Genomic DNA, 14149 nt, shown 5'->3' with positions numbered 1-14149 from the left:
TATACTGAACTCACTATAACAAGCAAAAACAACAGACGGTTTTTTTGTTTTCACGGGGCTGAAGATAAGAGTTTGTTAGCGTTTATACCATTACGTATTTTGTTAAGCGCAGCTGGTAAAGGGCATGCCCTAATAAAACCCGCCATATCGCTCTAACCAAACACCCGCCATAATATCCAAAACAATCCCGCCATAATCACCACAATCAGCAATAAACGTTTTGTCCAATATGGCATTAACGGTTTTTTGTACCCCAAGTTATTTAGCTGGCTATCAACCCCTTGTTGTAAGTCTTTAAAATCTTGAGTCTGCTTGGTGGTTTTGACGCGTGTCTTGATCAGTTTGCCAGATTCTAGCTCTTCTTTTGTTTCTTGCTTTCGATCAAAGCTAATGGCGTGATTAGAGATGCCTTGTTTGTTTGCGATGGTATTGAGTTTTTGTTGCTGCTTTACTTTCAACGCGGTTTCATAAGCGTCTATTCGCACCTTGGCTTCATCCATACTGATATTTTCATCTTGCGCCAATGTTTTGATGGCCATGACGAGGTTGTTTTTTTCAACCATCATGATCACATCTTTTGGCAGCTTTGGATTGACTGGCTTTGAGCTTGGGTCGGGGTTAAACATGGTATTCCTTATTGTCGATGAGCATATAGCATGTGAGCACAGGTTATTATAACCATTTTAACCAAGCACCATTCAAGCGGTGAACGGCAGTTGAGCAGTGGATAAACAAAAAATACCGCCATCATTGTTATGACAGCGGTATATTGCAGTGAGATTATCTGGGTCTCAAGTGGTGGCTTATAGGTCTTTCCAGCGCTGGATAGACTCTTTGATGACTTCTTTGGCCTCAGCCACGTCGCCCCATGATTCAACCACAGTGGTGCCCGCTTTTTTCAGGTCTTTATAATGGCTGAAGTGGAACTGTAGCTGGTTGATCAGTTGTTTAGGTAGGTCTTCTAAGCTGTTGTACGCATTACCGGTATCACGATCGTCCGCTGGTACGACGACGATTTTGTCATCGACTTCGCCATCATCTACAAACTTCATCACGCCGATGACTTTGGCTTTTAAGAAAATACCAGTCGGTAGGGGCTGTTCTGTGATGATCAGCGCATCCAACTCATCGCCATCTTCGTCTAGCGTTTGCGGGATAAAGCCGTAGTTGCAAGGCTTGGCAAAGATTTGTGGGTCAATACGATCCAGCTCAAACACAGCCAATTCGCGGTTCCATTCGATTTTATGGCTGCTACCGGTAGGGATTTCTACTACCACGTTGATGATGCCGCCGTCTACGTCGCCTGCGTCCAAAATTTTATTAAAATCTGCCATAAAATACTCCGATTTGCTTTTGTTTTAAATGTCTAAATACAATAAGAAAAGCTCAAAGGTTGAGCTGAGCTGTCATATAAGTGTGACAGCTGTCTGTACCGCCAGCGATTATAGCAAGTTTGCGACAATTTTTCTCAAAATGCTTAAGTCTAAGCGTGCAAGATATTATGCAAAAAAAGACTCAAAGGCCACAAGCTTTAGCGACTTGGTTTGGGAGCCAACGCGCGCAGTGCTATCTGTCCTGCATGGCGCTGAGCGATATTGTCGATGAGTTTTTGTGTGACGCTCTCATAGCTCAAGGGTTCGCGGGTTTGATCTGCGCTTTGTGTCTTTGGGGAGGATACCATGTTGCTAAAATCAGCCAGCCTAAGCATTTGCATGCCAGCATAGCCACATGGGTTGATGGCATTAAACGCGGATAAATCACAAGTTAAATTAATAGCGATACCGTGGTAACTAAAACCATGCTTAATCTTAAAGCCTAATGACGCCATTTTACCTAACATGATGGACGACGGCTGGATCTCAGTCGATACAATGCCTTTATCGGTAGAGCTGTCGTCATGCTCTGCGCTGGTATCGGCATAGAGATAGACGCCTGGCGCATCACGGCGCGCTTGGGCACGAATGCGCGTATCATCAGCTGTGTGGTTTTGTAAGCAGTCATTGATCACATCTTCGATGGCTTGCTCAGCGTGTGAGACTAAATTGCGCACACTCCAGCCCAAGCTCTCTAAATCAAATAACCAATACAGCACCAATTGCCCATGACCGTGCCAAGTCACCTGACCACCACGATCGGTTTTGATAACTGGGGTGTCTGTACGCTGCAAAATGTGCTCTTCTTTACCCGCTTGTCCTAAGGTATAGACATCATTGTGATCGACGATCCACAGCTCATCAGGCGTGCGCTGCTGTTTGGTTTTTTTTAACTCAATACGTGTCAGCGTGCGCGCGAGCATCGCATCCAAGGTAGGGACATAATCGGCCGCGGACAAAGACTTACTGATCAGCGTGTCACTCAGGGGTTGTATGGCGTTTTGCATGGCAGTCACAACGTATGGTAGATATAGAGAATTGGTAAAAGATATGAAGGCAAGGGCGTGTCCTCTTCAATCGATAGCCATCAAATGAGTTAAAATGGCTAAATCTGACCAAACAGTATCAAATAGCTAAAGAATATCTCGATATTATCTGCGCTATTTTCGGTATTTGATTACAATGTTTGGCGGCAATTCATCTCATTTTTATTGCTATTTTTAAATGAGGGCACGCCCAAGTAGGTCAGTTGCCTAAAGTGTAGCAGTTTTTGGCAGTGTCGCCCAAACTTATCTGCTTATCAGATACCGCCCAAATAAAAATTTGGAAATTAGAAAGTTTGGCCGCGGCGTAAGCGATGACTTTTGCTCTATTAAAAAACGCACTAGTCAGTTTAAAATGCTATTCATTGCTCAGTCGATGCGCTACATTAAGGTAGCCCGTCAGAGTGTCTTAAAAGCGTAAGGGATGCAACTTTATGACTGTTTTTATGACGGATTTTGGTTGGGTCTGCTAAAGACGAAGACAGGTAGGATGTGCGCTAAAAATACAGCACCGCTCGCCCAAAAAAGTATATCAGTCCCAACGCATATAACAAGGAAGAGACATGACAGACAATACACAAAATATCAATGAGCATATGCCGCATCAAGCCTCTAGTATTGCGCACACCGCCGAAGAGATGCGTGCGCAATTTGAGCATCTACAAGCGCTGAGCCGTACGCAGCCGATAAACGACTGGGCCACGCGTGAGACGCAGCTGGATAACCTTGAGATGATGCTCAGCGACAATCAATCCAGCTTTGCCAGTGCCATCAGCGCTGACTTTGGCCATCGCAGTGAGTCTGAGACGCAGTTTGCTGAGTTGTTCCCGAGTTTTACAGGGATTAGTCATGCCAAAAAACACGGCAAAAAATGGATGAAGCCCCAGCGTGCGCCTATCTCGGCACTGTATATGCCAGCCCACAACGAAATCCAGCCGCAGCCGTTAGGGGTGGTCGGCATCATGGTGCCTTGGAACTATCCACTGTTTTTGGCCGTAGGTCCGATGATAGATGCGCTCGCCGCTGGCAATAGAATCATGATCAAAATGAGTGAGGCGGCACCAAAGTTTGCGCAGACGTTCGCCGATGCTGTGGCTCGTTATTTTTCCTCCGACATGATATGTGTAGTGCTGGGAGAGGTCGATATCGCGGTGGCTTTTAGTGAGCTGCCGTTTGATCATTTGCTGTATACTGGTTCGACAGCGGTCGGCAAAAAAGTCATGGCCGCCGCCGCCCCCAATCTGACGCCAGTGACGTTAGAGCTGGGTGGTAAGTCGCCGGTGATCGTCTTGGATGATGCCAATTTGGAGTCGGCGGTCAATCGCGTGATGATGGGCAAGACACTAAATGCCGGTCAAACCTGTATCGCCCCTGATTATGTGCTGATTCCCCGTCGTTATCATGAGTCATTTATCCAGGCGGCAAAAGACTGGATGGATAAGCACTATCCTGATATTGAGCACAATCCTGACTACTCGCGCATCATCAATGGCGCTCAGTTTACGCGCGTAAAAAGCTATTTGGACGCGCTACCAAGCGAGCAGGTGCATGCGCTGACCTCAGCTGATGCCAACAGCGAAACACGCCTGATGCCGCCTGTGATCGTTCGGGAACCTGCATTAGACAGTGAGGTCATGGACAATGAGATTTTTGCGCCGATTTTGCCTTTGATACACTACGAAACGCTAGATGATGCCATTCACTTGGTCAATTCGCGCCCGCGTCCGCTGGCTTTGTATGTATTTGGCGATCATCAAGGCGATATAGAGCAAGTGCGTAATCGCACGGTTTCAGGTGGTCTGTGTGTCAACGAGGTCATCATGCACGTGGCGCAGCACGACTTACCCTTTGGCGGCGTTGGTGATTCGGGGACCGGTGCTTATCATGGTAAGGCAGGGTTTGAGCGTCTTAGTCACATGAAGCCTGTGTTTGTACAGGCCAAGCTCAACGGCATGAATTTACTACTACCGCCTTATGGTGGACTGTTTAAAAAAGCCATGGCTCTATTTTTAAAGTAGCACTCAAACACAGTCGCCTTGTAAGTAACTGTATCCGATATAGTCATGTTCAATGTGGCCATGTTCAATGTGGCCTTATGGCGACATGTTTTACGCATCTACCTAGGTAGGTGCTTTTTTTTGGTCAAATAGCGGTATGCCGCGCGTCGGTAGTGAACAATAAGCATTTGTCATCTCTGTGAGAAGTCGCTACACTTTGTAGTACCTCTAAACAACGGTAACCTGTCATTTAAGCCAATCGCTCATGCGTGCTACTGACGCAAGAGATTCGTTCATACTTATGTGTAGGTATAGGCGAGCGGCACCCATCATCAATAGGACTGAGCATGCGCCAATGGATTGCGTTAAGTTTACTCTGTATGAGTACATTACTCCTGCCCGTGACGGCCTCGGCGGCCTGCCAATCACCTGTCAAATTTGGCGCGCTGACATGGGAGAGTGGTCAGTTTATCTCTGGGGTACTCAAGTATATCGTCGAAGATGGCTATGAGTGTGCGGTCGAGGAGGTGCCAGGTGCTGGCCCTGCGCTCGAAACCGCACTGGCGCAAGACGATATTCAAGTCATCGGTGAGCAGTGGGTTGGGCGCTCACCGATCATGGAGCAGGCCATTGCGCAAGATAAAGTTGCTGTCATCGGTGATACGCTCAAAGGCGGCGCAACCCAAGGCTGGTATGTGCCCAAATACGTGCTAGAAGAAAATCCGGGACTGCGCAGCTACCAAGATTTGCCCAAGTATGCCCATTTGTTTGAAGACCCAGAAGATCCAGGCAGTGCTCGTTTTATGAATTGCCCTTCTGGCTGGACCTGTGAAGTGTTTAACACGCGGCTACTGAAAAATACAGGATTGGATGGTGTGTTTAACAACGCGCACCCCGGTACGGGCGCGGCACTCGATGCCGAGATATCGTCTGCATTTGAGCAGCACAAACCCTTATTGTTTTATTACTGGCAGCCGACAGGGCTGATGGCGAAATACGACTTTGCCGCGCTTGAGTTTCCCGCGCACGATGATGCTTGTTGGCAGGATTTGCTGCGCGCAGATGGCAGCGCTGACTGCGTCTCAGGCTTCCCCGTTTCTCCTTTGGGGATTGCTGTCTCTACCCCGTTTATAGCGTCCCACCCAGCGCTGGTTGATGTTTTTAACAACGTACAGTTTAGTGCCGATGCGCTCAATGGCGCTATCTTAGAGATGAGTGAAAACAAACGTAGCGGCGAAGAGCAAGCGTTGGTGTTTTTGCGCGAGCATCCAGACGTCTGGCGCACGTGGGTGACTGACGAAGCGGCCACCAATCTAGCAGCGCAGTTAGGCATTAGCCTCACAGGTGCGGCAGCCAACGATAGCACTATCGCTCATGATGATGGCATCAATAATCACGCATTTGGCCTTGCATCGAGTTTCCCATCATGGTCGCTTGAGACCCCGCTCAATAACACCTTGGCAAGCGTGGTAAAAAACTACGGTGAGGTGTTTCGTACCATCAGTACTTTGGCGCTTACTTATTTATTATTACCGATTGAGCGGCTATTGACTATAATGCCGCCATGGCTGCTTATCTTACTCGTCACGGTGTTGGGATGGTTTGCGGTTCGTAAGGTGTGGTTTGCCTTGGCATGCGGCGCAGGGCTGTTTTTGATCGGTGCTTTTGGGCTGTGGGGCGCGCTGATTGATACTTTTGCCCTGCTAATCGTCTCGGTGCTGGTGACAGTGGTGATTGGCATTCCAATTGGGATTGCGATGTCGGGCAGTAAGATACTGCGTAAGATAGTCACGCCCATTTTGGATGTGATGCAGACCATGCCAAGCTTTGTATATTTGATTCCGGTGCTGATGCTATTTGGAATTGGTAAGGTGCCAGCGCTGTTTGCTACCGTTATTTATGCCTTGCCGCCGCTGATTCGCCTGACGACGCTGGGTATTACCCAAGTCGATCATGAGATGATCGAGGCAGGGCGCTCGTTTGGCAGTACGCATCGTCAGCTGCTGATTTGGATTAAGCTACCACAAGCATTACCAAGTATCATGGCGGGGATCAATCAAGCAGTGATGATGTCACTGTCCATGGTGGTGCTGGCTTCTATGATTGGGGCGCCAGGTCTTGGCGAGGATGTACTGCAGTCTATTCAAACGCTAAATATCGGTCAAGGGCTACAAGCAGGCACCGCGATCGTCATCGTCGCCATTATCATTGATCGTATCACTCAGGCATTTGGTCAAGGCAAGCGCGCCCGCCAACAAACCATCGACGCTGGCAAGCGTCCGATAGGTTGATAAGTAGCGGCTGCATCGAGCTAAGCTGTGCTAAACCGCATAAAAACCCCATAGCGAGAACCATGATGAACCATATTCAGCTTGAAAATATCAGTAAGATTTATAATGCCAGCACGGCGCAGGCGCAGGTAGCTTTATCGCTATTGGCGCAAGGGATGGACAGTACCGAGGTCAAAGAGCAGACAGGGTATTCGGTCGGGCTTTATGACATCAACCTCGCCATCAAAGCAGGGGAGCTGCACTGTATCATGGGGCTCTCAGGCTCAGGCAAGTCGACTTTGATACGGCATATCAATCGTCTAATAGACCCAAGCTGTGGCAAAATATGGGTCGATACCAGCCTGCATGCAACAAACCCTAGGCGCGCGCCTGCCACGGCAGTGGCAGAGGAGACGCAGACTACAGCGCAAACAGGATCGTCTGCTATCGATATATTGACGCTCAATGATAAAGCGCTGCAGCAGTATCGTCAGCATACCGTCAGTATGGTGTTTCAGCACTTCGGCCTAGTACCGCACATGACCGTCATACAAAACGTCGCCTATGGCCTACGGGTACGAAAGATGAGTACTAAAGCGCGCCATGAGATTGCACGGCATTGGCTCAATGAAGTTGGACTGCCCAATCTAGAGCACAGCTACCCTGACGAGCTATCAGGCGGTATGCAGCAGCGGGTTGGGCTGGCACGGGCACTGGCGACAGACAACCCAATCTTGCTGATGGATGAGGCGTTTTCTGCCCTTGATCCGCTGATTCGTGCTCAGCTACAAGACCAGCTGCTGGAGCTGCAAAATCGGCTGAACAAGACCATCGTTTTTATTACCCATGATATCGATGAGGCCATCAAGGTCGGCCAACGCATCAGCATCTTAAACGGTGGTCGTTTGGTACAGACGGGCACCCCGCAGCAGCTACGTCACGACCCTGCTGATGATTATGTGGCACAGTTTATGCACACTAAGTCGTGATGCTGCTAGTGGCTTTTTTATTGACAGCAAAGGCATTTTGCACGATAGAGTGTAGGGTTTGATTGGCGATACAGTGGTTAACAAAAACTCAATATGAAACCGCTGTTTTTAATATTGTCTGAATTGTATTTAGGCAGAGATGGTCGTACCATAAAAATATCTGCCACTCATAGCAGTGTTAGTTAAAGGACCCATTATGTCAGACCAGCCTACCGATAAAAACGATCAACCGCGCCACTTAGATTGGTACAAAGATCAGTCAAATATCAGCCACTCTATAAGTAACGTTGCCGCCAACCCCTCATCACAGCATTTAGTAAAACAGCCCTCTCGCTCAAAACCATCACGTTACCTAAAAAACGCCAGCCGCTATGGCGTGATGATGGTGCTCAGTGCTGGGCTGCTGATGGCTTGCGGACAAATGAGTAATGCTGATAATAGTGCCAGTAGTAGTGCTGGCAGGAGTGCCAGTCAGCAAAACAGCGGCGTGACCAGCTCACGAGATATGCTGCCATCTGACATGCTTGGGCAGATGCAAGCATTGCCGCAATTGACCACAGGTCTGGGCGAGACAGGCGCGGCAGTGATCGACCCTGATAAGCCGACCTTGGTTAAGTTTTGGGCGAGCTGGTGCCCGCTGTGTTTGGGCACGCTGGCTGAGACCGAAGCGTGGCGCCTCGATCCTAAGTTCTCTGGTTTAAACGTAGTCACTATGGCAAGTCCTGGTCATCTCAATGAGAAAGCTGAGGGTGAGTTTGCCTCATGGTATGCAGGCGTGCAGTCAGCGTATCCCAAACTACCGGTATTGACTGACCCTTCTGGCGCTATCATCAAGCAGCTGGGCGTGCAGGTCTATCCAAGCTGGGCGATACTGGATAAAAACGGCAACTTGGTACACTTAGTCAAAGGCAATATATCGCCCGAACAAGCGTATGCGCTGGCGGACAATGCCGAAAACGACTTTGCCGAGCTAAAGGCTGGCAGTAGCAAGCCTGCAAACGCCCAAGCGGCAGCCAGCAATAGTAAGATTGAAACCATCAAGCAAAAAGATGGGGTGTATTATAATGACAAAGGCAACGCCATCAATACCCGCTCTATCTATCTGGCAGGCGGCTGCTTTTGGGGTGTTGAAGCCTATATGGAGCGTGTCGATGGCGTGGTCGATGCGCTATCAGGCTATGCCAATGGGGATACTGCCAACCCCAGTTATGAGCAGGTCATTCGCGACTCAGGGCATGTTGAAGCAGTAAAAGTCACTTATGATGCTGATAAGATAGATCTTGATACGGTTTTGCAGCATTATTTTCGCGTCATTGACCCGACCAGCCTAAACAAACAAGGCAATGATCGCGGTGTGCAGTATCGTACTGGGGTGTATTATACCGATCAAGACGATAAAGCGGTCATCGACGCGGCGCTAAAGCGAGTACAGAGCCAATATAAGCAAAAAGTTGTGGTCGAAAATGAGCCGTTAGACAACTTTTATGTGGCGGAGATGTATCATCAAGACTATCTGGCAAAAAACCCCAATGGCTACTGTCATGTCGATCTCAGCCTTGCCGATGATAAGCTTGAGAGTACGGCGCCACCCAAGCTTGCGGCTGTCAGCACCGTCGCAGAAGCGCTAGAGCCCAAGCGTTATGCTGGGTTTGATAAAGGTGCGCTAAAGCAGACGCTCACCAAAGCTCAGTACAATATCACTCAACAAGCAGGGACAGAGCGGGCGTTTAGTCATGAGTATGATGACTTGTTTGCCCCTGGGATTTATGTCGATGTGGTCTCGGGCGAGCCTTTGTTTTTATCCACTGATAAGTACCAGTCAGGCTGCGGTTGGCCAAGCTTTACCAAGCCCATTGATATGTAGGTGATTACCCAGCACGAAGACCGAGCGTTTAATATGGTGCGTACCGAGGTGCGCTCGCGGGTCGCGGACTCACACTTGGGTCATGTGTTCCCCGATGGGCCAAAGGATCGTGGCGGCCTACGTTATTGTATCAATGGTGGCGCGCTGCAGTTTATCCCCGTCGATGTGATGCCGCAGTCAGGCTATGCGCCTTTGGTCAAACTGATTACATCGTAGTGGTATCGACAGCGTTGTACAATGTTATACACTGTTTTGCTATTTTTGACCCATTTAGCTGACTCTTAGCTGACTATCAATTAAATTGAGGACACGCCTTAATAAAAGCACCAAGAAAGCATGAACTCTGAAAAAAGCAGCAAATTTCGTTATACTTGACGACTGATGAATGCGCGCTGCAAACGTGCTGTTTGTGCGCCATATCTGGTTGTTTATCATATTGTATACTGTGTCGCTTTGAGTATTAGGTGACGTTATTTTTTATTTCTGTGTTTTTAAGGCCATAGTATGACCGTTACCTATGCACCTATTATTACCTCGTTACTTGATAACGATTTGTACAAATTCACCATGCTCCAAGCCATGCTGCATCAGTTTCCACAGACGCATGGGGTTTATCGTTTTCGTTGCCGCAATAATAAGGATACTGTCTATCCCTTAGCCGATATCAAAGACGCTCTAGAGCAGCAACTAGATAGTCTGTGCGAGTTACGGTTTTTGGAAGATGAATTAGAGTATCTGCGCGGTTTGCGCTTTATTCGTTCAGACTTCGTCGATTATCTTGAGCTGTTTAAGCTCAAGCGCCGTTTTATCACCGTCAGCACCGATGAGAAAGACAGACTGTGCATCGATATCGAAGGACCGATGATACAGGCGATGTTTTTTGAAGTGTTTGTTTTGGCCATTGTCAATGAGTTGTATTTTAGTGCCTTATCAGATTCTCAAGTCTTGGCAGAAGGCCAGCGCCGGCTAGACGCCAAAGTTGAGCTATTGCATCATTATGCAGCCGAGCAAAGCAGCTATAACCCCGATACACCGCCTTTTATCGTGGCTGATTTTGGTACGCGTCGCCGCTTTAGCAAATCTTGGCAAGCGCATGTGGTGGAGACCCTACACAAGGCTGCCCCAAAGATAGTTGGCGGCACCTCAAACGTTTATCTAGCAAAAAAACTGGGAATGACGCCGATCGGTACGATGGCGCACGAGTTTATGCAGGCATTTCAGGCATTGGATGTGCGTTTGCGCGATTCACAAAAAGCCGCGCTGGAAGCGTGGGTCCATGAGTATCGCGGCGACTTAGGAATCGCGCTGACAGATGTCGTCGGTATGGATGCGTTTTTGCGTGATTTTGACTTGTATTTTGCCAAGCTGTTTGATGGCTTGCGTCACGACAGTGGCGACCCCTATGTGTGGGGTGACAAGGCCATCGCGCATTATAAAAAGCTCAAGATAAACCCTAAGACTAAGATTTTGACTTTTAGTGATGGTTTGGATTTGGACAAAGCGTGGGAGCTGCATCAGTATTTTAAAGACCGTATCAAAACCAGCTTTGGTATCGGCACCAACTTGACCAATGACATGGGCATCACCCCAATCAATATCGTGTTAAAGCTGGTCGAGTGTAACGGTCAGCCTGTGGCAAAATTGTCTGACAGCCCAGGCAAGACCATGATTAACAACGATACTTATCTTGCCTATCTTCGCCAAGTGTTTGAGGTGGATACGCCATAATAAAGCGCCATTAGCGGTTGCTATTTTGATCACTACTCTCTGTGCGATCTTCTTCAGCAAACGCCGCATCTAGCGCTTGCTGTACGGCATTGATGCGGGTTTCGCAGACGCGATACGCGGCGATTGACTCTTCGACCGTGGTCATAAGGTTGTCGATGTCTGGTTCATCTTGCTGCTGTAGCTGCTCGGCATTGGTCTTTAAAATATCGTAAGCCGCCTTAAAGGTTTTTGGGGCGGCTTTTTTGCGTCGGCGAGTCGGGGTGGTCATAAGGTATTCCTAATCTCTGGTAATGGTTTTGGTAGATAACAGGGTTTAAGTAATTAGTTCTTAAACGTTGTTGTCTGATTCGGTTAGCGTATTAGCAGATTCTGTTCTCTTGTGATTGTCTTTAACCTCAACAATCTGTGCCTGTGCTTTGCCATCCTTTAAGACGATATGAATGGTTTGCTCAGGATAAAGCTGCGTGCTGCTGGTCAGAGTTTGTTTGTCTTTGGCATCAGTGAGCATGGTATAGCCTTGCTTGAGCACACGAGAAGGACGGTGCAAAAGGACAATGTCGCGCAGATGCTCGCTGTTACGCTGCGCTTGTATGACGCGCAGCTGGGCGGTTTGTATCATTGTTTTTTGGTAGTTTTGACTATAAGTAGAAGCGGCTGCTAATTGCTGATAAGCCAAGGATTGAGTCTGTGCACGCAGATTGCTGGTGAGTCTGGCGGCCTGCTTAACTTGGCGCTGGGCGCTTTGCTGAATGCTACGCCACGCATAATCACTGTCTTTTCGCAGTGCGGTCAGCTGGCCGATGGTTTGCGATTGGATATGGCTCAATTGTCGTGACGTTTTTTGCTCAGCCATCGTGAGCTGCTGTGTGGCGGCTTGTTTGATTTGTGCTTGGTATTGCAGCGTTTGGGTAATGAGCTGAGCCAGATGGCTGATAATCGCTGCGATGACTTTTGATGGCGTATCAAAGCTGGTATGCGCCACCTCATCTAGAATGACTTTATCTCGCTCATGGCCGATGCCGACCCACACGGGAATAGGCTGCTCAGCCACCAATGCTGCCAGCTCATAGTCATTTAAGTAAGCCAAATCGCCCACCGCGCCGCCGCCGCGGATAATTACTAATAAATCTGGCAAACGCTGATAGGTATCTTGGAATTGCTGCTGCGCACTGACGATGGCTTGGCGAATCTCACTTGGCGCATGATTGCCCTGAAAGGTGGCATGATGATAATGAAACTGACAGGCACCGGTACTGGCTAAGCGGTCTGCATCGGCTTGAAAGTCGCCCAATCCTGCGGCTTTTTCGGGGGCGATGACCAGCACATGCTCGATATCAAACGGTGTCGGTAGCTGCTGATTGAGGTGCAGGAGTCCTTCGCCCGTTAAGCGGTCGACCATCTCAGCATACTGCCGCGCCAAATCGCCTAACGTGTAGCTTGGATCGATATCCTCGATCGTGAGCGAAAAGCCATACTGCGCATGAAAACCTGCCGATACTTTGAGCAGTACGGTCAGATCGCGCTCAAGCGGCATGCCCGTGGCGCGCTCAAACTTCGCCAAAACGCGGGCGGCCTTAAAGCGCCAGAGGTTGCCGCGGCAGCTGGCCACGACCTTACCGTCGTCATCTTTTTCGGCCAACTCAAAATAATAATGTCCGCCTTTGCTCGATAAGTTGCGAATCTCAGCCTTCACCCACACGCGATGGTTAAAGGTTTCTTTTACCACCATCTCTACCGCCGACAAGTAGTCACTTAAGCGCAGCACCGTGTCTTCTAAACTGACTTCTAGGCTGTTTTCTTGCTCAGCAAGCTCAGCTTCTAACGTCGCCAAGTCTTTGGCAGGGGCTAGGACTTTGGCTTGTTTGATATTTGAGAGATTGGGTTTGCGCATAATAGGAGACCAAAGCCGACTAAGACATAAAGGTATTAAAGTGAGACAGAAAGGTATGAAATGGTTGCTATCAAAACCAAAGAGACCATGTTGTAAAAAGCAATGCGGCAAAAAGCGCGGCAAAAAAACAACCAACCCTATCAATCAGAGAGCAAGACAAGTTGACAATCCGCGGAATAGCGCCGCGTGTATCGCTTGAGGTTTTGAGCTGATGATAGTTTACCTCAAAAGCGCAGTCACAAAAAGAGAAGCCAACCGGTCTGCTGCATAAATGCTGTGACAAACAGAAGGGCTGGCGAGTGGCTAGCGGCGGTGTTTGCGCACCATCACGTTATTGGCAGCGAATTATTGGCAGCGAAAGCTGATGGTGTATTCATAGTCGTCATCACGCGATAAATCTGGTGAACCGGTACCAAAGATACTACCGAGCACCGCGCCAGCTTGTCCAACCATGCGGCCTGTGCGCTCATCTAAGATACCATTGTAGTTGACTGTGTCCTCAATGATAATTACTTGCTTGCTGCGGCACGTTTTTTGAGCGCTATCGATGGCGTTTTGTTGCGCTTTGACTTTTGTATCGGCGATACCCGTGGTCTCGTAGGTAGCGTTGGCGCGTTGAATGACCGGTGATGACGGGGTGCTTTGGCAGGCGCTCAAAGCAAGTGCGGCGGCCAATGTGGCACCAAAAGCGGCGGTTTTATTCATAGTAATCATAATGTATTCCTCAATTTAGATGTTGAGTATTGTAATGATAAATGGCACTGACGCTTTGCCAGTCACCACTACACAATCAGTATGAATCTAACCCATTCGGCGCTTTGGTGTCTAGGTAGTTATTGTGTGCGCTCTTACCGTTGTCTTACTTGTAGGCATTTAGGCGGTTACTAGGGTGTGTCCTCATTTTAAAAATGGCGATAAAAATGAGATAAATCGCCGTCAAACAAGGAAAATAGCGCAGATAATATTGAGATATTAGTCAGCTATTTGACACCGT

At 48.5% G+C, this 14149-nt stretch carries 10 protein-coding genes and 1 pseudogene; 5 read left to right on the top strand and 6 right to left on the bottom strand.

Annotation, left to right across the window (positions count from 1 at the left end; all coding sequences use genetic code 11):
* Positions 1-152 precede the first annotated feature (152 nt).
* The 3 genes from J3491_RS00055 to lipB all read right to left on the bottom strand — a co-directional run bounded on the left by J3491_RS00055 (position 153) and on the right by lipB (position 2380).
* Complete coding sequence (locus J3491_RS00055) at positions 153-626, bottom strand: hypothetical protein (protein ID WP_207968779.1); 474 nt, start codon at positions 624-626, stop codon at positions 153-155.
* 177 nt (positions 627-803) lie between these two features.
* Positions 804-1334 (bottom strand): inorganic diphosphatase, encoded by a 531-nt coding sequence (locus J3491_RS00050; protein ID WP_075102105.1) that lies wholly within the window; start codon positions 1332-1334, stop codon positions 804-806.
* A gap of 197 nt (positions 1335-1531) precedes the next feature.
* Positions 1532-2380, bottom strand: a complete 849-nt coding sequence (gene lipB, locus J3491_RS00045; RefSeq protein WP_207968778.1) for a lipoyl(octanoyl) transferase LipB — start codon at positions 2378-2380, stop codon at positions 1532-1534.
* A 599-nt stretch (positions 2381-2979) separates the two neighbouring features.
* Here lipB and J3491_RS00040 point away from each other — a divergent pair.
* The 5 genes and pseudogenes from J3491_RS00040 (at position 2980) to pncB (ending at position 11264) form a co-directional block, all read left to right on the top strand.
* Entirely contained in the window at positions 2980-4434 is a 1455-nt protein-coding gene (locus J3491_RS00040) for a coniferyl aldehyde dehydrogenase (protein ID WP_207968777.1), read from the top strand.
* 326 nt (positions 4435-4760) lie between these two features.
* Entirely contained in the window at positions 4761-6704 is a 1944-nt protein-coding gene (locus J3491_RS00035) for a glycine betaine ABC transporter substrate-binding protein (protein WP_207968776.1), read from the top strand.
* Between the two features lie 65 nt (positions 6705-6769).
* The gene (locus tag J3491_RS00030) at positions 6770-7672 is read left to right on the top strand and encodes an ATP-binding cassette domain-containing protein (RefSeq protein WP_207968920.1); all 903 of its coding nucleotides are present in this window, start codon (positions 6770-6772) and stop codon (positions 7670-7672) included.
* Positions 7673-8078: 406 nt separating this feature from the next.
* Positions 8079-9752: pseudogene (msrAB, locus tag J3491_RS00025) on the top strand (bifunctional peptide-methionine (S)-S-oxide reductase MsrA/peptide-methionine (R)-S-oxide reductase MsrB).
* Positions 9753-10040: 288 nt separating this feature from the next.
* Positions 10041-11264, top strand: a complete 1224-nt coding sequence (gene pncB, locus J3491_RS00020) for a nicotinate phosphoribosyltransferase (protein ID WP_100749441.1) — start codon at positions 10041-10043, stop codon at positions 11262-11264.
* A gap of 10 nt (positions 11265-11274) precedes the next feature.
* Here pncB and xseB read toward each other — a convergent pair whose 3' ends face one another.
* The 3 genes from xseB to J3491_RS00005 all read right to left on the bottom strand — a co-directional run bounded on the left by xseB (position 11275) and on the right by J3491_RS00005 (position 13869).
* Entirely contained in the window at positions 11275-11532 is a 258-nt protein-coding gene (gene xseB, locus J3491_RS00015) for an exodeoxyribonuclease VII small subunit (RefSeq protein WP_075102099.1), read from the bottom strand.
* 60 nt (positions 11533-11592) lie between these two features.
* Positions 11593-13155 carry an exodeoxyribonuclease VII large subunit gene (xseA, locus tag J3491_RS00010; protein WP_207968775.1) on the bottom strand — a complete coding sequence of 521 codons (1563 nt, stop codon included), beginning with the start codon at positions 13153-13155 and terminating at the stop codon, positions 11593-11595.
* Between the two features lie 345 nt (positions 13156-13500).
* Positions 13501-13869 carry a hypothetical protein gene (locus J3491_RS00005; protein WP_075102097.1) on the bottom strand — a complete coding sequence of 123 codons (369 nt, stop codon included), beginning with the start codon at positions 13867-13869 and terminating at the stop codon, positions 13501-13503.
* Positions 13870-14149: the final 280 nt, after the last annotated feature.

Source organism: Psychrobacter halodurans (assembly GCF_017498075.1).
GTDB lineage: Bacteria > Pseudomonadota > Gammaproteobacteria > Pseudomonadales > Moraxellaceae > Psychrobacter > Psychrobacter celer.
Note: the sequence above shows the minus strand (reverse complement) of the source record. Positions and strands in the feature narration are given on the sequence as shown.

What these genes read in the sequence shown, in the direction of transcription:
- J3491_RS00055 (WP_207968779.1), bottom strand. Translation starts at nt 626, where the DNA reads ATGTTTAACCCCGACCCAAGCTCAAAGCCAGTCAATCCAAAGCTGCCA.
- J3491_RS00050 (WP_075102105.1), bottom strand. Translation starts at nt 1,334, where the DNA reads ATGGCAGATTTTAATAAAATTTTGGACGCAGGCGACGTAGACGGCGGC.
- lipB (WP_207968778.1), bottom strand. Translation starts at nt 2,380, where the DNA reads ATGCAAAACGCCATACAACCCCTGAGTGACACGCTGATCAGTAAGTCT.
- J3491_RS00040 (WP_207968777.1), top strand. Translation starts at nt 2,980, where the DNA reads ATGACAGACAATACACAAAATATCAATGAGCATATGCCGCATCAAGCC.
- J3491_RS00035 (WP_207968776.1), top strand. Translation starts at nt 4,761, where the DNA reads ATGCGCCAATGGATTGCGTTAAGTTTACTCTGTATGAGTACATTACTC.
- J3491_RS00030 (WP_207968920.1), top strand. Translation starts at nt 6,770, where the DNA reads ATGAACCATATTCAGCTTGAAAATATCAGTAAGATTTATAATGCCAGC.
- pncB (WP_100749441.1), top strand. Translation starts at nt 10,041, where the DNA reads ATGACCGTTACCTATGCACCTATTATTACCTCGTTACTTGATAACGAT.
- xseB (WP_075102099.1), bottom strand. Translation starts at nt 11,532, where the DNA reads ATGACCACCCCGACTCGCCGACGCAAAAAAGCCGCCCCAAAAACCTTT.
- xseA (WP_207968775.1), bottom strand. Translation starts at nt 13,155, where the DNA reads ATGCGCAAACCCAATCTCTCAAATATCAAACAAGCCAAAGTCCTAGCC.
- J3491_RS00005 (WP_075102097.1), bottom strand. Translation starts at nt 13,869, where the DNA reads ATGATTACTATGAATAAAACCGCCGCTTTTGGTGCCACATTGGCCGCC.